Annotated in this window: 13 protein-coding genes; 9 read left to right on the top strand and 4 right to left on the bottom strand. The window is 50.9% G+C overall.

Translation table 11 applies throughout. The features are described 5' to 3' along the window. Positions 1 to 63 precede the first annotated feature (63 nt). The 3 genes from SH449x_RS14625 (at position 64) to SH449x_RS14615 (ending at position 7,025) form a co-directional block, all read left to right on the top strand. Positions 64 to 1,128 carry a high affinity choline transporter 1 gene (locus tag SH449x_RS14625; protein ID WP_482381830.1) on the top strand — a complete coding sequence of 355 codons (1,065 nt, stop codon included), beginning with the start codon at positions 64 to 66 and terminating at the stop codon, positions 1,126 to 1,128. Between the two features lie 252 nt (positions 1,129 to 1,380). After that, positions 1,381 to 5,664 (top strand): DUF1592 domain-containing protein, encoded by a 4,284-nt coding sequence (locus SH449x_RS14620; protein ID WP_482376811.1) that lies wholly within the window; start codon positions 1,381 to 1,383, stop codon positions 5,662 to 5,664. Next, a complete protein-coding gene (locus SH449x_RS14615; RefSeq protein ID WP_482376810.1) occupies positions 5,661 to 7,025 on the top strand; it encodes a DUF1552 domain-containing protein in 1,365 nt (454 codons plus the stop codon). The genes SH449x_RS14620 and SH449x_RS14615 overlap by 4 nt, the downstream gene beginning before the upstream one ends. A gap of 43 nt (positions 7,026 to 7,068) precedes the next feature. On the opposite strand, the gene SH449x_RS14610 is transcribed toward SH449x_RS14615, so the two are convergent. Next, positions 7,069 to 7,419 carry a hypothetical protein gene (locus tag SH449x_RS14610; RefSeq protein ID WP_482376809.1) on the bottom strand — a complete coding sequence of 117 codons (351 nt, stop codon included), beginning with the start codon at positions 7,417 to 7,419 and terminating at the stop codon, positions 7,069 to 7,071. A 305-nt stretch (positions 7,420 to 7,724) separates the two neighbouring features. Here SH449x_RS14610 and SH449x_RS14605 point away from each other — a divergent pair, with 305 nt between their 5' ends. The 3 genes from SH449x_RS14605 to SH449x_RS14595 all read left to right on the top strand — a co-directional run bounded on the left by SH449x_RS14605 (position 7,725) and on the right by SH449x_RS14595 (position 12,611). Beyond that, on the top strand, positions 7,725 to 8,705 hold the full coding sequence (locus SH449x_RS14605) for a sugar phosphate isomerase/epimerase family protein (RefSeq protein WP_482376808.1): 981 nt from the start codon (positions 7,725 to 7,727) through the stop codon (positions 8,703 to 8,705). A gap of 34 nt (positions 8,706 to 8,739) precedes the next feature. Then, positions 8,740 to 9,756, top strand: a complete 1,017-nt coding sequence (locus tag SH449x_RS14600; RefSeq protein ID WP_482376807.1) for a GDP-mannose 4,6-dehydratase — start codon at positions 8,740 to 8,742, stop codon at positions 9,754 to 9,756. Positions 9,757 to 10,037: 281 nt separating this feature from the next. Next, positions 10,038 to 12,611, top strand: coding sequence for a protein kinase domain-containing protein (locus SH449x_RS14595; RefSeq protein WP_482376806.1), 2,574 nt, complete (start codon positions 10,038 to 10,040; stop codon positions 12,609 to 12,611). A 382-nt stretch (positions 12,612 to 12,993) separates the two neighbouring features. Here the strand turns inward: SH449x_RS14595 and SH449x_RS14590 are convergent, their stop codons facing one another. The 3 genes from SH449x_RS14590 to SH449x_RS14580 all read right to left on the bottom strand — a co-directional run bounded on the left by SH449x_RS14590 (position 12,994) and on the right by SH449x_RS14580 (position 15,139). Continuing rightward, positions 12,994 to 14,145, bottom strand: a complete 1,152-nt coding sequence (locus tag SH449x_RS14590; protein ID WP_482376805.1) for an IS110 family RNA-guided transposase — start codon at positions 14,143 to 14,145, stop codon at positions 12,994 to 12,996. Between the two features lie 222 nt (positions 14,146 to 14,367). Continuing rightward, positions 14,368 to 14,763, bottom strand: coding sequence for a PaaI family thioesterase (locus SH449x_RS14585; RefSeq protein ID WP_482376804.1), 396 nt, complete (start codon positions 14,761 to 14,763; stop codon positions 14,368 to 14,370). After that, positions 14,753 to 15,139 (bottom strand): hypothetical protein, encoded by a 387-nt coding sequence (locus SH449x_RS14580; protein ID WP_482376803.1) that lies wholly within the window; start codon positions 15,137 to 15,139, stop codon positions 14,753 to 14,755. Before SH449x_RS14580 ends, SH449x_RS14585 begins: the two co-directional genes overlap by 11 nt. Positions 15,140 to 15,367: 228 nt before the next feature. On the opposite strand from SH449x_RS14580, the gene lpxK reads away from it, so the two are divergent. The 3 genes from lpxK to SH449x_RS14565 all read left to right on the top strand — a co-directional run bounded on the left by lpxK (position 15,368) and on the right by SH449x_RS14565 (position 19,392). Beyond that, positions 15,368 to 16,450 carry a tetraacyldisaccharide 4'-kinase gene (gene lpxK / locus SH449x_RS14575; protein ID WP_482376802.1) on the top strand — a complete coding sequence of 361 codons (1,083 nt, stop codon included), beginning with the start codon at positions 15,368 to 15,370 and terminating at the stop codon, positions 16,448 to 16,450. A 687-nt stretch (positions 16,451 to 17,137) separates the two neighbouring features. Next, the gene (locus tag SH449x_RS14570) at positions 17,138 to 17,983 is read left to right on the top strand and encodes a hypothetical protein (protein ID WP_482376801.1); all 846 of its coding nucleotides are present in this window, start codon (positions 17,138 to 17,140) and stop codon (positions 17,981 to 17,983) included. A 605-nt stretch (positions 17,984 to 18,588) separates the two neighbouring features. Beyond that, the gene (locus SH449x_RS14565; protein WP_482376800.1) at positions 18,589 to 19,392 is read left to right on the top strand and encodes a hypothetical protein; all 804 of its coding nucleotides are present in this window, start codon (positions 18,589 to 18,591) and stop codon (positions 19,390 to 19,392) included. The last annotated feature ends 360 nt before the right edge of the window (positions 19,393 to 19,752 follow it).

The raw sequence follows: 19,752 nt of genomic DNA, 5'->3' as shown, positions 1-19,752 counted from the left end.
AAGCAACGATGAGCCGGTCACACCCGTGGCTTACCTGCAGAGCAAGTACTTAAGGACCCGGCTATTGCGCTCAACACTGCTATTCTGGTTGGTGCCTTCATTGTAACGTTTTATACATTCTTCGGCGGGATGTGGTCGGTTGCTCTCACCGACTTGATTCAAACAGCGGTGATCTTTGTTGGATTGTTGATTGTGGCGACCGTGATGGGAGGGCAAGCCGGGGGAGCGGGCAAAGTCATTTCTCACGCGTACGAGAGTGGCAAGTTTCAATTCTTTCCCAAGATGTCTGGTGAGGGAGCATTCGCGGCTTGGATGACGTTCATCGGTGCATTTCTTACGTTTGCCTTGGGATCAATTCCGCAGCAAGATGTCTTCCAACGGGTCACCAGTGCGAAAGACGAAAAGACAGCCGTCCGAGGAACCCTGTTTGGTGGAGCGGCTTACTTTGTATGCGCATTCATCCCTATGTACATTGCTTACTCGGCGCTTGTGATCGCTCCCGAAACGTATCAGCCACTCTTTGAACAAGACGATGAGCGAGTCATTCAACGGATTCTGCCCGATCTCATTTTGAATCGCGCACCTTTGCCTGTGCAAATCCTCTTCTTTGGCGCCCTGTTATCAGCCATCCTTTCGACAGCGAGCGGTACACTTCTCGCGCCTTCGAGCTTGTTCACCGAGAACGTCTTGCAGCCCATCTTCAAGATGAAGGATCGAACGATGCTCTATACACTTCGGGTGATCCTGGTCTGCTTTTCAGCCATGGCGACAGCCTTTGCCTTGCAATCTCAATCGACCATGTACGAGATGGTGCAGAATGCCTACAAAGTTACTCTCGTAGCCGCATTTACGCCACTAGCTGCGGGTGTTTTCTGGAAACGCTCCTCCACCCAGGGAGCCATCGTTTCCATCGTTTGCGGGATTGGTGTGTGGCTACTCTGTGAATACTGGCAACCAGGCGAGAATGAAACAGCCACCATGTTTCAAGATGTCCCGCCGCAATTGTTTGGTTTAGTCGCAGCCATCATAGGAATGGTGGTTGGTACATTGGCTCCGCAGGTTATCGAGCAGGCCAAGTTCGATCCAAGGACGCTTGAAGACAAGCCGAGGGTTAGTACAGGGCACTAAAGGGAATACCCGCAACAATGTAGGTGAATTTCCGACACGTCTCGCAAAACGCCTCCGACTTCACCCTCCTCAAACTCTGTTTTGGGGAGGGTCAGACAGCGAAAGCGTGGCTGGGGAGGGGTGCGATGCATCGGCCGGATCTAGATACACCTCGCGATTTTGAATTGCTGAACTGTTTTCCGCGAGGGGTTTGGATTTGTGTATAATGCGGATCCCACCCTACTCAACATCCCTTTCCCTCCCTGGATGATCATGGCGGATTACTTCGGTTTTCGTGGTCGCTTGCTGTCCCTTCTGTTTATGGCAGTTCTTGCTGGCGATGTCTTATTCGCGGGAGATGTCAAACCTGTTCGAGAAATCTTGAATCGTTACTGTGCGGACTGTCATACCGGAAGTTCGGCGGAAGCAGATGTGGAACTGGATTTACTCGACAGTGATAACGCCTTTCGACAGAGAACCGATGTAGCTCAGAAAATACTGGAGACACTTAGGCAAAACCAAATGCCTCCTCCAGATTCTTTGCAACCCACGGAGTCAGAACATCAAACGATCACCGATTATCTAGCCAAACTACTTTCGGACGAAGCAGCAAAGTTCGCTGGTGATCCAGGACCTGTCGTATTGAGGCGACTCAACAATGTTGAGTACACAAATTCCATTCGGGACGTGACAAAGATCAAGACGTTCGATCCGGCCAAGGAGTTTCCGGTCGATGGTGCAGCCGGAGAAGGCTTTACCAACGCTGGCAATGCACTCAGCATGTCTCCTGCGATGTTGACCAAATACCTAGATGCGGCTCGCGACATCTCGCAACATGCGGTTTTGCTCCCAAACGGAATTCGGTTCTCAGAATCGATTTCCCCGAGAGATTGGACCGAAGAAGTACTGAATGACATCCGAGCTCTCTATGCAAAGTACTCTGCAAAGGAGGGGGGAACGCAAGTTAACTTGCAAGGTGTCGTGTTCAACACCAACGATGGCGGAAGATTGCCTATTGAAAGCTATCTCATCGCATTGCAGGAAGAAATTACCAACATCGATAAAGAGCCCAAAGCGATTGATTCCATCGCTCAAAAACGGGGACTGAGCCCAAAATATCTTGCTAAGTTGTATAGTGCGTTTCAAACATCGAGCAATCCACTTATTGTCGATATCGCAAAGCAATTGTATTCTCACGAGCCCGAAGCCAGAGATCGAGCGATTCGTAGGATCGAGGAGCGACAGAGAGCCCTTTGGAAGTTTTCTAGCGTGGGCCATATTGGAAAGAAGAATGGACCGTCGCGATGGATGGAGCCTGTCAATCCGATCGCACATGGACAGGAATTTCGTGTGTCGATTCCGGTCGCGTCTTCATCAGCAAACGAAATTGTCGATCAAGATATCGTGCTCTATCTATCGACGTCTGATGCCGGAGATGGAACAAGCGGCGACGAGGTGGTTTGGGAGCGACCGCGTTTTGTTTCACCGGGGCGACCAGAGCTACTGCTCAAAGATTGCGATAGGTTAGTTCCCTATCTTCGCGATACAAATCAAAGGCTTTTGCGACAGATGGAACGCTGCTTAGCCGCTGCAGACTGGGTGAGTCGGCAGACCGAAGTTATCCCAATCGAGTCGATCGCCAGGGAATTTGGGTGTGACAATGATCTACTGGCTGCTTGGCTCGAGTATTTGGGGCTGCATTCCGCCAACGGGCCGGTGATCAGCGGACACTTGAAGGAGCGAATCAGGAATGTTGCTGGTTACAACTTTGTGTCAGGTTGGACAGGTGCGGACGCACTGAGCGTCATCGCTAATTCATCTACTGAGCATGTACGCATTCCGGGGAATCTCGCGCCCCAAAGCTTGCTGGTTCACCCAGCGCCCTCGGTGCAAATCGTTGTGGGCTGGAAAAGTCCTATCCAAGGAGCGATCCGGGGCAAAGGAAGCATCCAGCATGCTCATCCCGAGTGTGGCAATGGCGTTCAGTGGACACTGCAGCTAAGGCGTGGAGCGACGCGTCAAGCATTATTAAGTGGTGTTGCCCATGGGCCAGCAATTCATCCTATCGATTGGAACGAGCCCATAGTTGTGAATAAAGGCGATTGTATTTGCTTGGTTGTAAATCCACGAAATGGTGATCATTCCTGCGATGCAACAGCTGTCAACTTGACTTTTGAACAGTTCCTTGATACTGCTAACTCCAGTTCTCCGCCGGCCGAGGGATCGCTTCGCTGGGACTTAGCAAGCGATGTGTCTTCTAACCTAATGGATGGCAACCCACACGCGGACACCTACGGCAATTCGGACATTTGGCATTTCTTTGGCGAGCCGATCGATGGTCGTGAGATTACAGGCATTCCGGCAGGATCATCGCTCGCTCGCTGGCAAACATCTAGCAGCACCGAGGACCGCTCCCAATTATCTCAAGCCTTGGCTCATAACCTGACACAAGCGAAAGAGCTTGGGCTAGCCAGCCCAGAGGTTTCTGATGCTGATCGTATCCTCATTCGCCAGCTAACTGCCTTAGCAGGACCGTTAATGAGTTACCATCTACGTGAAGCCATGGCTAACGTAGACCGCCTCGCGGGAAAACAACTGGGTGGCGAGACAAAGCGTGAAGAGGATATCGAAGGCGTGGCTCCAAATAGCGTCCTGGAAATACGAGTCCCTGCTTCTTTGATTGCTGGTTCTGAATTTGTAACCTATGGACGATTGGCAGCCCCGGAAGACTCTCTAGGATCGGTGCAGATGTACGTTTCCTTGCATCCCCCGATTCCGTCGCCAGGGCTACATCTGGGAGAGGTGATTTCATCGAATAGCAAAGGTACTTGGACCGACGCCACGAATCAGACATCATCACAACGACCGGTCATCGTATCGAAGTCAGCGATGACGGAACAAAAGTTCGAATCGATGTTTGCGGAGTTTCGAGAGCTATTTCCAGCGGCACTTTGTTACAACAAGATCGTACCGGTGGATGAGGTTGTAACATTGACTTTGTACTATCGGGAGGACGATGCATTGCAGCGACTCATGCTCTCGGATGTCGAGATCGCCTACTTAGATCGCCTGTGGGACGAATTGCATTATGTGTCCCGCGATGCCCTATCTTTGGTAGACGCGTATGATCAATTATGGCAGTACGCCACCCAGGATGCTGATCCAAGTGCGTTCGAACCGTTGAGGCAACCCATTCTGGACCGAGCAGAAGCATTTCGAAAGACCCTCAAAGCGTCGGAGCCAAGCCATCTAGCGGCTGTAAGCGAGTTAGCCGCTCGAGCCTTTAGACGCCCGTTGCTGGAAGAGGAGCTTGAGAAGATCCAACGAGACTACCTCGCCTTGAGGCAATCGGAACTCGACCATGAAATGGCCATTCGCAGTTTGATTACGCGAATTTTGATCTCACCATCGTTTCTTTACAAGAGCGAACGCGGGGTGGGTGATATTCTGCCAATCGCTGATGGTAGTGTTTCGATTCGGGCTTTATCGGATTATGAATTAGCGACTAGATTAAGTTACTTTCTCACCGCTAGTCCGCCGGATGAAGAACTGCTGCGTGCGGCTGAAACGGGAGAACTCATCAAGCCCGAGGTGCTCAAGGGTCACACGCGAAGGCTATTACAATCCGATCGTGTCATTTCATTAGCCATGGAGTTTGGTTGTCAATGGTTACAGGTTTATCAATTCGATCAGCATGATGAGAAAAGTGAGGCTGCATTTCCAGGCTTCGCAGAGATGCGAGGGGATATGTACAAGGAGAGCATACTATTTTGGGCAGAACTGTTTAGAACGGATGCGTCTTTGCTTCAATTATTGGACGCGGACTTTGCATTCGTGAATCAATCATTGGCTACTCATTACGGTTTTGAGTGGGATTCTCTCAATGGTAACACCGGGGATCAAATTAGTGTGCCCGGCTTCGAGGATTGGATAAAGGTCCATCACACTTTGGGTTCGGATCGGGGTGGAGTGCTGACCATGGCTTCGGTCCTTTCCAAGCAGTCGGGAGCATCCAGGACTAGTCCCATACTGCGGGGCAATTGGGTAAGCGAGGTGCTGCTAGGAGAGAAACTCCCCAAGCCACCAAAGGATGTACCGGTCTTGCCCGAGTCAGCTCCCGAAGGGCTGACTGAGCGACAGTTGATCGAGATGCACAGCAGTGCGCCTGCCTGTGCGAAGTGCCATGCCAAGATCGACCCATTTGGTTTCGCTTGGGAAGGGTTTGACGCCATCGGGCGTCGTCGGGATTCAACCAAGTATGACACCAAAACCGAATTGCCAGATGGCACGAAGCTGGAAGGATGGATTGGGTTGCGAAATTATCTGATGGAACAACGGCGAGATGATTTTGTGCGACAGTTTTGCAAAAAGCTACTTGGCTATTCCTTGGGAAGAGCCGTTCAATTGTCGGATGAGGTGTTGATAAACGACATGATCGGTGCCATGGAATCCAAAGAGTACCGAATCAGTGTCGCCATCGACAAGATCTTAGAGAGTCAGCAGTTTCGATATATAAGAATTCAGAGCCATAATTCTATCAGCGGAGTCCAGAGATGAACGAACAATACACAAACTCATCCGATTGCGAACAAGCAGATGCACCGAGTTCAGAAAAGGGACCGACGAAACATTTTGCTCGAAGAACGTTACTGAGAGGTGTTGGCGTCTCCATGGCGTTGCCGTTTCTCGAGTCGGTATCGACTTGGGCGGATTCGCAGGTAGGTCAGAACGATTCCGATCCGCCGGTCCGAACCGCAGTATTATTTTCCGGGAATGGATTTCACAATCAAGAATGGTGGGCAAGAGGTTCCGGTTCGAAATTGGAACTAGGCCGCGTTTTACAGCCACTCCATGAGTTCCGAGAGAAACTTTTATTTATCAGCGGTCTCTATAATGCAGAAGCTTTAAAGGGAAATATCCATAGCTCGCAGACAGGGAATTTGTTGTCGGGAGCACCGTTAGCATCGGGTGGAGAGATACGCTCGGGTACCAGTTTTGATCAGTTGATCGCTCAGCATCAGGGGCGTGCGACCAAGGTATCGAGTTTGGTGCTGGGTTGCGAAAAGTCGAACCAATCTGTGCATAAGAATTACTCCATGCTGTACAGCTCGCATATTTCGTGGAGCTCGCCCACCACTCCTACATCGCTAGAGCTTTATCCAGCGTTGGCCTTTGATCGATTATTCAAGGACGAGGTCACCCGAGCTGACAAGAGTGTTTTGGATTCCGTCTTGGAAGACGCCCAGGACTTGCGGCGGGAGATCAGTCAATCCGATCAACGCAAACTGGATGAGTTTTTGGACTCGGTACGCGATGTCGAATCACGCATATCGAAAGCAAACCAGCGAGGTGAACTGCAAGGTTGGAAGCCTGTGTTCGACAAGCAATCGTTGGTTCGTCCCGCAGATGGTATCCCGCAAGATATCGCGGAGCACATGCGTTTGATGTGTGATATTCTCGTCTTAGGATTTCAAACCGACACGACGCGAGTATGCAGCCTCAAGTTGAATAACGATCACTCGTCCCTTCGTTTTCCGAACCTAGGGGTGGATTACATGATTCATCATTTGCTATCGCACTCCGATACCGAGGACTGGTTAAAGGTAAACCAATTCTTTCTTGAGCAAGTAGCGTATATCGCGAGGCGAATGCAGTCGATTCAGGAGGGAGAGAGAACATTGCTCGACAACTCGATGATTCTGTTTTGTTCGAGCATGCTCAATGGTCATCATGAAGCGGGGCGATTACCAGTTATCTTACTGGGTGGAGCTGGCGGACAGATTCAGGGTGGTAGAGTGCTGGATTACTCCGGGCAAGAGAATCGGCAAATGTGTCGACTCTACTTAAGCATGATAGGCAAAGCTGGCGTGAAGCTCGATCGATTCGGTGACGCTAACGAGCCACTGCATGAGATTTAGAGGAAGCGGCCTTGTCGGTAGATCGTTGAGGGGCTAGCTCAGGCTAGATGTGCGCGGATTGTGGTTGTTCTTGGTGATAGATCAAGTCGAGCATTTGGCTCTGTACTTTAATCGTCCGAATGAGAGTCCAAACGTGCGATGGTTCAAATTCGCTGGGTGTTGTCGTCGCGAGATTGTCTAGTTCGTGGGCTGCCGCAGCGAGCTGTTCGTCGAGAGACTGGAGCCTCGATAATGCCAGGCGAACTTGCTCGGCCGAGACCCGATGTGGAGTTGCACCGTTTGCCCCGTTAACAACGGAGCTTGACCGAATGATGGTTGCCACCAGCAGAATGCGGTGTTCTGATTCATTGGGTAAAAGCGGCTCGATTTGGGAAATGAGGCTTGATAGGGACATTCGAAACCTGAAGGAAGTGCATCTGGAGTTGCATAGGACTTGAGGCCCGCAACGTTGAGCGAAGTAGCGTTGCGGGGAAGTCAGCAGATGGTGTAGGTTAGGCTGAAAATCGCTCTTCGGAACACAATCTTTGCCGTTTCCTCGAAGCAGCGACGTGAGATTCGCCAAATTTCAGTCACAGGCGTTACAATTGGCAGGACCTGAATTTCTGCTCCGGCCTGCACTTGAAGGTCGTTCGGAACCAACTATTTTCGCCCTCGCACCTTTCCCATAGTTCCTTCCTTTCCCTTAGAGAGACAACCCCAATGATGCAGAGAGAGAAACTGGATCGCCGCACCTTCGCAGTATCGGGTGCGGCGCTGGCGGCGTTTGCCATGACGGGACCGAATCGTTCTGACGCAGCAACGTTGGGAAGCATGGCTACGGCAGCGGATTCGCTTCCGCAACTACCAACTGAGGGAAAGCGTGTCTTGCTTTCTTGCAAGCTGACGATGATTGCCAAGGAGAGCCAGGGTAAAAAGCTTTCGTTGGTGGAGCGACTACAGATGGCCAAAGCAGCTGGTTTTGACGGAGTCGATTTTGACGAAGCTGGTCAGTTCACGGTAGACGAGGCAAGAAAAGCGGTCATCGAATCCGGTGTCTTTTGCCATAACGCCATCAATCATGATCACTGGCGTGACACGCTAACGAACAAGGATCCTGCGGTTCGGGCAAAAGGGGTCGCGAACATCAGTCATTGCTTGCGAGTTTCGCATGCCATTGGAGGCTCGGGAGTACTTATCGTCATTGGCAAAGGAGATGACGGTACTCCGCAAGAGTGTGATGATCGAGCGCGAGATGAGATTCGCAAGTTGCTACCGTTAGCGGCGGCGTTAGGGCAGCCTATTCTTTTCGAGAATGTTTGGAATCGCATGCACTACGATCATGACAAGCCACCTGAACAGATGCCTGACCGCTTCATCGATTTCGTCGATTCCTTTAATAGTCCTTGGGTGGGAATGTATTATGACATCGGCAATCACTGGAAGTATGGGCAACCACGTGCCTGGCTCAACGCGTTCGGGCGAAGGGCAGTCAAGCTCGATGTGAAAGGATTCAGTCGAACCAAGAATAAGTTTGTTGATATCACTTCGGATGAAGATGATCTGCCTTGGGAAGAAGTTCAAAAGGGTCTCGAGGAGATTCATTTCTCGGGTTGGGCCACAGCCGAGGTGGGCGGTGGAGATGTCGAGCGACTTACCGTGGTCAGAAAACAAATGGAAAAAGCCTTTGGCTTGAATTCGTAATTATCAAGTATTCACGTAGAAGCATAGCGAATTAATGACAGACAGTTCTCAGCCTCCGGTCGCGTTGATCACAGGCATCACCGGCCAGGATGGTTCGTATCTTTGCGAACTATTATTGTCGAAAGGTTATATCGTGCATGGTATCGTGCGTCGGAGTAGCTCGCTCGATCGTCCGCGATTGAGTCGGCAATACAACGACAGTCAAATTTACGGCAAAAGTTTGTTTCTACACTATGCCGACCTGTCTGATATCACCTCTATCCGCCGTATCGTTCAAAAGACGCAACCTGCCGAGTTCTATCACTTGGCGGGGCAGTCGCACGTCGGGCTCAGTTTTGAAATACCCGAGAGTACATGTGAACTGACCGCGATTGGTACGCTTCAGATTATGGAGATCCTTCGGGATCAGCCGACCCCACCAAGATTTCTGCATGCGAGCAGCCGTGAGATTTTTGGCACGCCAACGGTTACGCCGCAGAACGAATCGACCCCCATGAACCCCAATTCACCTTATGGATGTGCTAAAGCATTTGCAACGCAGTTGGTCAAGGTTTATAGAGAGTCCTTTGGTTTGTTTTTCTGCAATGCGATTTGCTACAACCATGAGAGCCCGAGGAGGTCTGAGAACTTTGTAACTCGCAAGATTACTCTTGGAGCTGCCCGGATTAAAAAGGGATTACAGACGGAGCTCGTCATGGGAAATCTGGATGCCAAGCGAGACTGGGGCTACGCCAAAGAGTTTGTGGAGGCAATGTGGTTGATGTTGCAGCAGCCATTGGCCGAAGACTACGTCTTAGCGACCGGCCGAACGCATAGTGTCCGGGAGTTCATGGAACATGTGTTTTCTTATCTCGGACTCGATTGGCAGAAATATTACCGCGTGGATCCTCGGTTTAACCGTCCGGCGGATGCGACGGGGTTGCTAGGGGATGCTAGCAAAGCCAGGCTGAAACTGGGGTGGGAACCTAAGACACCACTTCAGGAATTGGCCAGGATTATGGTTGAGCACGATCTGCAGTCGTTGCAGTCGGCGGAACCTCTAAAATCGTAGCAGAGCCTAATTTCGGACCTTTCCATGAGCGAGCGAACCGGCTCGAGCTGTCCATTTTGAGGCTCATAGGTATATGCTGCGCTTTGAAACGCAGGCTCGTCTGCTGAAAATCGACCGGAAAATGGCTGTTTCTAGAGAGACAAACCGCAACCTTTCGTCGCTCGTACGTAATATGAAGGTAGCTTTAATGCGGGCAGGGATGTCACTTATCCAAGGCTTTTCTCTCCATCCTGGTTTCCTCCATGCAGTCCGGCTCGAATCCTCCAGCATCCAATCGACCGATGGCAACGCGCGCTATCGATCTAGAATCGCCTGACGATGGTGGGTTTGAGCTCAAGGTTGATTCCGATGAGCAATCCCTATTGCCTGTTCAGCGTCTCGAGAAGGACAAGGCAACCCGGCTTCCCGTTTTCGGTGAGTATCTAGTTGAAGAAAAGATAGGTGCCGGGGGAATGGGGCAGGTTTTTCGGGCTCGCCATCGCACGATGGACCGAGAAGTGGCGCTGAAAATCCTACCTCGATCGCTGTCTGCCGACCCCGAAGCGATCAATCGGTTTTATCTGGAGGTTCGAGCGACGGCGAAGCTGATGCATCCCAACATCGTCACGGCGTTTGACGCCGGTTGCTTTAAGGCGGGAGGGCTCTCCGTACATTTCTTGGTCATGGAGTTGATCCGAGGCGATCTCTTATCAGCACGCATCGCCCAAAATGGGCCCATGTCTACTAAAGAGGTAGTCGACATTCTAGCTCAGGCCTCGTCCGCCCTCGAGTACGCCCACAATCAAGGGATCGTGCATCGGGATATTAAGCCCAGTAACATGATGATGACTCCACAAGGCGTTCTTAAGATTCTAGATTTTGGCCTGGCGGTTTTACGCGACAAGAAAGACCAAACCGCGGAACCGGAATCGTCCCAAATTATTGGGACAGTCGAATTCATGTCTCCTGAGCAGATTAATGAACCGAACAAAGTGGATCACCGAAGCGATTTATATTCCCTCGGAGCGACCATATTTTATCTGCTCACCGGTCGACCTATGTTCCAGGGAGAGGTCGTCCAAACGGCTCTCGCGCACGTGCACCGCAAGCCACCTGCATTGTATGAAGTGCGAGGTGATGTGGATCTACGATTGGATTCCATTTTTCAGTCTTTGATAGCGAAAAATCCAGATGAGCGGTTGCAATCCGCGCACGAGCTCACGGAAAAATTGATCAAGCTAAATCTCTTGGACCGATCCACTTTGCCTCAGAGTCGATCCGTTGCCATTCCAAGCCGTGTGACACCTATTCGTCCGACCAGCGTTGGACCGGAGTCAACCTCGCAAAAGACTTACGCTGCGGTCGGTATCGAATTGGGAATGCTTCATTCACGCATCAGCTATGTGAATCGGGACCATAAAATCGAGGAGGTTTTGGTCGATGGTGAATCTGTCATCACGCGAAATTTACTTTACAGTGACGGGGAGAGCATAGCGGTTGGCGCACAGGCAGTTGATTTGCGAGTCCAAAAGCCTGAATGCATTTTTCACGGGATGCAGAGGTGGTATGGGTTGCCTCTTCTTGAGCGACCTTTTGGAGGTCGTCAGGTACCACCAGAAGTTTTGGTTGCCTGTGTGATGCGACAAATGATGGTCGCGACCCGCCATGAACTGCCGAATGCGTCACATGCTGTCGTAACGGTTCCTGCATGTTATGACCAAATGCATCGACTATGTACCAAAGTTGCTTGCTCGATTGCGGGTGTGGAGATTTTGCAATTGCTCGACAAGCCCGTTGCAGCGGCTTTAGCTCATAATGAGATTGAGGTGCGATTAGCCAAAGGGAGTGGGGCCCCCATCGCCAAGAAGCATCTAGTCGTCATGCTTAACGGAGCCGCTTGCGAAGCGGCTTTCGTACAAGTCGAGGGGGATGAAATTCGGTTGTTAGCCGCAGAGGGAGATTGGAAAAGGGGATTTGTTCGGTGGCATGATCGAGCCGCGAAAAAGGTTGCGACACTTATTGAGCAAAGGTTTGGAGCCAGAGCCAAGGATGATCGACAAATCGCGTCGCGAATCCAAAGAACGCTAGAGCGAGCTTTTGAAAAGCTTCGGTTTGTACCTGCGATTCCGTTTATCGTAGAGGTGGCTGGTGGGCGATTCGAGAGTAAGATTGATCGAGATAACCTCGCTGAATGGGTCGACGAACTCGTCAACGACTGCGGTTTCTTCGTCAAGAAGCTGTTGGAACGAACGAACACCGACCCGAGATCTATTGAGTCGATACTCTTGTCGGGAGCGGCGAGCTGGGTTCCTTCGATCCGCCAACAGATTCAGGGCATGATTGGTAAGCACGCTAAGGTGAGCGATATCTCCTCAGCAGATTTAGCTCGCGGAGCAGCTGTTCAGGCACATTACATGATGCCACCTGCTAAGGTCGACTGCCCACATGCGGTGAGCTCCGCTAGCTACGATTTGGGAGTCATTATTCAAGACGACACGGCTCAGATCCCGCCGCCCAGGATACTCATTCCTCGAGACCAAAAGTTACCCACTTCACTAAGCAAGACGTTACGATTCTCAAAAGACGGTCGCAAGCAACCCACACTTCAGTTCGTCGAAGGTTCACGGGTGGATGCATTCACCTGGAACCGCTTGGGTTGGGTCGATTTGCAACAGTGTTTTACTGCTCGCAGCAGTGCAGACCCGCTTCAGCTACGCATCGAAATCGATGAAAGCGGGCTCTGGAGTGGATCGATTGCTTGGCCTGCTGGGAATGATCAAGTTGCATTGTCGCCGCTGAGCATTCCGATGATGGATATTGTTTCGATCCGGCAATGGCGAGACTGGCTGGAGTCACTCATGCTCTGCAATGGGTAAATACAGAGATAAGGCGACCGGCGAACGATAAACGTAATCGTTTAACCTCTATGAAAAACGGATAACGTCAAGTAGTCGTGAACGATTTTTTTCGCGGAAATGCTCAGTGTTGTTCCATTCGGTAATCCCCTTCCTCTATCCGAGCATCTCCCAATTATGGGATAGCCCATTTGGCTGTTTTCGAAAGAGGGAAAGGCTGCCCCATCCGCAGACGAGCCACATGTTGACTGTGGCCCAGGTTAAACTCGAGCTCACCTTTCCCCGAAGATCACTGAATGTCTTACTGAATTTTTCCTTGATTAAATCGTTACGCTTACTAACTTAAAAAACGCCTGGTGAAACGGAGTGTGGCTCTGCTGGGAAGCAACCTCACAAGGGATAATCAGGTCAGGGCGGGGGAATCTCGTCGAGCCTGAGGAGTTTTCTTCAGGCTCTTTTTCTTGGGTGACGGCTCGGATTTAGATGAGATTCTATCGACCCTGCCATCCCTTAAAAAATCCATGTTCGGAGTGAAGTCCGCTCTCCAAAGGTGAAACAACTTTCGCACCCAACGATTGGCCACAGCAGCCACGGCCACGTTGCGGTGTTTGCCCTGCGAGATCAGCGAGTAGGCCAGCTTTTGCCAGGACTCGTCATAGCGAATCAGACGGTGTGCTAACTCGATCAACAAGCAACGCAAGTCTGGATTACCGGCTCGGATTAAACCCGCATCGGCTTGCCTAGCACCACTGCTGGCATTGCGAGGTGTCACACCACAGAAACGGGCCAACTGCTTTCCTGTCAAGAAGCGGTCGACACGGCCAATCTCAGCCCTCAACGTCACAGCTGTGATTAGGCCAACCCCTTTGAGCTTAAGAAGTTCGACAATCACAGGATCGTCTTTGGTTTGTTCGGCGATTTGCGCCTCGGTCGCTCCGATGCGTTCGGTCAAGGAATTGAGCTCTATCAGGTGGTCTTTGAGCACCCATTTGTCCGAAGGACTCAGTGACGCACCCTGTTGTAGCCACGCCAACCAAGGCTTGCTCCAAGCCGTAACAGGCTCTGGACACTTAACGCGATTCTCGCGTAACAAGCCACGGATGCGTAGCTTGGTTTCAGTGCGTCGTTTGACTAATTGGCCACGGTGCCGCACCAGTCGGCGCAGTTCACGCAGATAGCTGGGAGCTAGCCAAACCTTGGGCAGGTAGTTGACGCGTGATAGATCGGCAAGCATTTGTGCATCACCGAAATCGGTTTTGTCAGGAGAGCGTTTCATGCGGTTAACGTAACCGGGGTGGGCTAACTGAACGGGCAGGTTGTATTGCGTTACCAGCTCGTCGGCTAAGTTCGCAGCTCCGCAACACGCTTCCACACCAATGCGAAGAGGGGTGCCGAACTGGGTGAGGGTACTAAAGATCAGAGGTGTAGAATTGGCGACCGAGCGGTTGAGAAGTTTCTTGCCATCCTGGTCCAGAACGCAGACTTGCACGGAATCTTGATGGTAATCTAACCCGGCGAACACAGGGATTTGTGGGAAATCTAGAATTTGCGACATGATGGAACCTTCAGGGATTTAGGATAGAATGGAAGCAACTTGCTGCACCACAAAGGATTATGGGCTAACTGCTCGATTGTAATTCGAGGTGCAGCAAGTTGCTTTTTCATACCTATCCGCACGGGCGTCGCCCTGCGTTAAGGTCTCCAGGGGCAGCCGGTAGCAGCACTTTCAACGGATAGTCACCTTTACAATCCGTCGAGATCCGGGTTAGAACACTCACTACACGACGGTGCAACTGCAACTGCTGGAAGCGATATAGCGGCCTCGTTCGTCCATTATCTGGCATTCAACAAAACCAATACGAAGCCCGCGCTGAATGAGCTTGCCTGTTGCAATGAGCTTGCGACTCGTCACGGGCCTCATAAAGTGTATGTGCAGATCGATGGTCGAAAAATCCTGGCCATCATCCAATGTTCGTCCAAAGGCGATTCCCATGGCAGCGTCCGCTAGTGCAGCTAACATGCCTCCATGAACGCGCCCCATCGGATTGTAAAGTCGCTGGTCTACGGGGAGTTCGACCACGGCTCGCCCGATCGCTCGGTCCTCGTCGGTCGCTTCGAGTACATGGAATCCAATCAACTGAGACACAGGTGCAAAATCAAAGCTATCGGACATTTTTTCGGATTGTGGAAGGGGTTGGTTCGCTCAGATTAAACTCTTGAAGAGCGAAGTCTGCATCCAGGCGGCGAACGCTTTTCAGCTGAATGTCGCCCGAGTTCGGGTCGATGTGATATACCGCCATGGTCTGTTTAGGTTGATCGTAGATCGCGATTTGCTGAAACCCGTTGGAGAGAACCGAGCTTGCCATCATGGAGGTACCCGTCGATGCAACCGCAGCCGGTATCCCGCCATTCACCGAATGGCTTGATTGAGGTCCTGCAAAATTCGGAGGGAACTGGCTGTAGGAGGCGTTCGGCAAGTAGGATACATACCACGTGAGGCCAGCCAAAACCGTGGTAATAGACAAGCCTTTTAAGAGGTGAGGTCGCATGGTATTAAGTTCGGGTTAGATTCCTGGGAATTGTCACCTGCCGCACACATTACTCCGCAGGTTTTTTATAAGGGAATAGTCCTGGGGAAGAAAAAAAGCTAGGTCGCTTTTCCCGGGAATATTCCTTATCATTCCAATTCGCCAGAAAACCCGCCCCAACCGACCCCACAAAGAATTCTCCCGAATTCGGGGCCCCCTCACGGTGCGTACTTAGCCAACCATCCACCAATGCCACGTCTGGAAGAGATCATCACCAACCCCTCCAATACGCCCGCATCGATTTTGATGCGAGCGGGGCTCTGGTGCGCTAGCCAGCCGTATGCCGCCGCCGTCACCTTGCGAAACTGGCTCTACAATCGAGGCATTAAATCTTCTCGTCGAGTCCCAATCCCTGTGATCTCGGTAGGTAACATCACCGCCGGCGGAACTGGCAAGACTCCCATGGTGGCTCATCTGGCACGATGGTTTCGAGCCCAAGACAAACGAGTCGCTATCCTATCTCGCGGGTATGGTGCAGGAGTCGACGGTAGAAATGACGAAGCCAAGGAGCTGGAGTGGCTTCTACCCGATGTACCGCATTTGCAATCGCCGGATCGATTGGCCTCGGCGAAGATTGCGATCGAAGAGTTGGAGATGGAATTGCTACTACTCGACGACGGGTTTCAACATCGTCGCATCGCCCGAGATCTAGAAATCGTTCTTCTGGATGCGAGAGAACCGTTTGGTTTCGGGCATCTACTCCCACGTGGACTCCTTAGAGAGCCTGTACGCTCGCTCAAACGGGCCGACATGGTAATCGCGACCAGGACCGATCAAGTAGCACCTCAAAAGCTGGCGGAAATTCGATCGCGGGTCCAACGCTACGCTCCTAAAGCTGGCTGGGTGGAAACGCGGCATGCTCCCGTTCGGTTGCGTAACAGTCTCGGCCAAGAGCTCGAGGTCGGTTCGTTGGCAGGAAAGAACGTAGTCGCTGTTTGTGGGATCGGAAATCCGCCTGCCTTTTTCCAGACTCTGGCCGACCTAAAAGCCAACGTGGCAGAGCGAGTGATCTTTCCTGATCATCACCTCTATACGGGTGGCGACATTCGAGAGATCGGAGTTCGAGCCGCCGACTTGCCACACTGCGACATGGTTGTTTGTACTGGTAAAGATCTGGCTAAGATCGCCGTTCCCAAGATCGAAAAAGCAAACGTTTGGTCACTCGATATCGAACTCGAAGTCACCCGAGGCAAAGAGATCCTTGAAGACCGCCTAAAAGAAGTCATTCGATCGATGCGAATGGTAGCAGGACGGTCGCAAGCCATCACGTAGGCTGGCTTTGCCGCAGGAGGCTTCGGAAATCCCGCAGGCTCGACCTGCGGATGGTTAGGCTTCTCGCTAAACCTGGGATCGCCAACCCGACCCGCGAATCCCGCCGACTCGATCGGCGGATCGTTAGGTTTCCGGTTCGTGGGGCAGGCCCGGCCAGTCGGGCCGGAAACGTAACGATCTCCTGGGTAAACCAGGAGCATTCATGGGGGAGTCTTTTGGCGGAGAATGTAGCGAGAAACGTGAAGCTCCGCAGGGCAAGCCTGCGGCATCTTTCCTCTATCCCACTGCCCGAGTTAAGTTCAAAGCCACAGGGCGATTTCCAAACGGACTTTAGTTTCCTAGCGACATCTGCTAGGATTCCGGGCACTACTAAAAAATCCACGGATGGGCAGTAACTCGGAAACGTAGCCTCGTGCCAACAAACAAACCGGAAAAACTACTCTCAAGTTGTTGATAGAGTATTCGTAGTCCCAGATAATTTCTTGCGTCCCTCTGATCAAAGAGTCGACGTGATTTTCAGCAGCAATGCGTTCCAGCGGATAGGCTAATGCTATGTTACGTAAACTAGGAATAGTGTCGATTTTTGTTGTGTTTGTAGCTTGCTCAACCTTGCCGCTTATGTCCCAGACCCCGGACCTGCGTTCCGGAAAAGATTGTCTGGACTGGTTTCTTATATCTTGGGAAAGTTTGTCGAAACAAGATAGGGTTGCTTGCGCCGGGGTTAGTGAAGAGTCAGTCTCATTCGATGCCGGAACGGTGGAACAAGAGTGGTTTTTCGTCAGGATTAGGGATGACAAAACGAAGATCGTTTCTGAGTATCTGGAAATGCAGACGATTTATGCCAATGGTGCCGGTACTGGACATTGGAGGAAACAACTCAGGAGGGGAGATTCTTTCGCTTGGGCGAGTGGTGACAGATCGCGGCCCTTGTCTGATCTTCGAAAGTTGACCGAAAAGGAGCAAGGAAGTTCACTAGACCACAGAAACCTCCAAGTATTGCAGTACCGATATCCGGATCCATTCGCCCTCACAATATTTTCGGCATCAAACTATGGTCTGCACATCGATTGGGCGTTAGTTTCCCATTTGTTCGAGAAAGGAGAGCTTGAGGATGTGGATTCAACAGACGACAAAATTCTAAAATGCAACGCCACGACGGAGCGTCTATTTACACGGATCGACTTCGAAGCAAAAACAGGGATGCCCGTGAAAGCAGTTGGCTACTTTCGCGACAAAAAATCACCTCAAGGGGTCGGAAAAATTAATTTCGAATCCAAAACTAAGTGGGAGGTGATAGATGAAAGACGTGAGATTTTTGCACCGATTTCGATCACAAACCGTGCACACAATGTGAATCTCAAAAATACTGGCTCAAGATTGTGCGAGATCAGTTGCTCCTACAAAGTCAATGATCTCAGTCCAAACTTACTTTCTGACGAAAGCCTTAATTCTCTTTTGGGTGGACATGGAGAGCTCGTGGATCTACGAGAGGAGCTAGTCAAAAAAGCCTACAAGACAGCAAAACGAGAGTAGTCCCGAATTTTTGCGGCACTCGATCTTGATTGGTTTCTGCTTTTCAAAGCGAGGGTATCAGTTCTGGTTGGCACGCTCTTAGGAACGAAGGACTCTATGGCGTGCTCCAAACCCTTTGTTCCTAAGGATGTGCCACCCTTTTTGTCTCTAACGGGACGAATTTTTCGTGGCCTTACCTGAATTGGATAACCATTCGGTAGAGACCAGATATACCAACACATTGTCCACCCAGATCAGGAGTTCTAAGCCTAGGCTCGCGCAGTACAACCTGGGAAAACTCGTAGCCTCGTGCCAACAAACAAACCGGAAAAACTACTCTCAAGTTGTTGATAGAGTATTCGTAGTCCCAGATAATTTCTTGCGTCCCTCTGATCAAAGAGTCGACGTGATTTTCAGCAGCAATGCGTTCCAGCGGATAGGCTAATGCTATGTTACGTAAACTAGGAATAGTGTCGATTTTTCTTGTGTTTGTAGCTTGCTCAACCTTGCCGCTTATGTCGCAGACCCCGGACCTGCGTTCCGGAAAGGATTGTCTGGACTGGTTTCTTATATCTTGGGAAAATTTATCGAATCAAGATCGGGTTGCTTGCGCCGGGGTTAGTGAGATGTCAGTCTCTTTCGGTGCCGGAACTGTGGAACAAGAGTGGTTTTTCGTCAGGATTAGGGATGACAAAACGAAGATCGTTTCTGAGTATCTGGAAATGCAGACGATTTATGCCAACGGTGCCGGTACTGGACATTGGAGGAAACAACTCAGGAGGGGAGATTCTTTCGCTTGGGCGAGTGGTGACAGATCGCGGCCCTTGTCTGATCTTCGAAAGTTGACCGAAAAGGAGCAAGGAAGTTCACTGGACGAAAGAAACCTCCAAGTATTGCAGTACCGATATCCGGATCCTTTCACACTTACTATAAGTTCTGCGTCAAACTATGACGAGTATTACGATTGGAGGTCGTTTGCCCACTGGTTCGAGAAAGGAGAGCTTGAGGATGTGGATTCAACAGACGATAAAATTCTTAAATGCAACGCCACGACGGAGTATCTATTTAAGCGGATCGACTTCGAAGCAAAAACAGGGATGCCCGTGAAAGCTGTGGGCTACTTTCGCGACAAGAAGTCACCTCAAGGGATCGGGAAAATTAATTTCGAGTCCAAAACGAGGTGGGAGGTGGTAGATGAGAAACGTGAGATTTTTGCACCGATATCGATCACAAATCTTGCACATAATGTGAATCTCAAAAATACTGGCTCAAGATTGTGCGAGATTAGTTGCTCCTACAAAGTCAATGATCTCAGTCCAAACTTACTTTCTGACGAAAGCCTTAATTCTCTTTTGGGTGGACATGGAGAGCTCGTGGATCTACGAGAGGAGCTAGTCAAAAAAGCCTACAAGACAGCAAAACGAGAGTAGTCCCGAATTTTTGTGACACACTCCACACCCTTCGTTCCTCAGGATGTGCCACCCCTTTGGTCTCCTATAGTTTACCACCGTATGGTCAGGCCACCCTTTAGCTCTGCCGCAGGAGGTTTCGGAAATCCCGCAGGCCCGGCCAGTCGAGCCGGAAACGTAACGATCTCCTGGGTAAACCAGGAGCATTCTTTGAGGAGTCTTTTGGCGGAGGATGTAGCGAGAAACGTGAAGCTCCGCAGGGCAAACCTGCGGCATCTTTCCTCTATCCCACGAAAGCCTTTGTCGAATCGCAGCTCAAGTAGATTTCCATTTACCCATCGCTGATTTCCATGGAACGCTAGCATTGCGGAGCGATTTTCA

Origin of the sequence: Brakhagea baltica, from assembly GCF_052161605.1 — a bacterium.
Classification (GTDB): domain Bacteria; phylum Planctomycetota; class Planctomycetia; order Pirellulales; family Pirellulaceae; genus JBKCUI01.
Note: the sequence above shows the minus strand (reverse complement) of the source record. Positions and strands in the feature narration are given on the sequence as shown.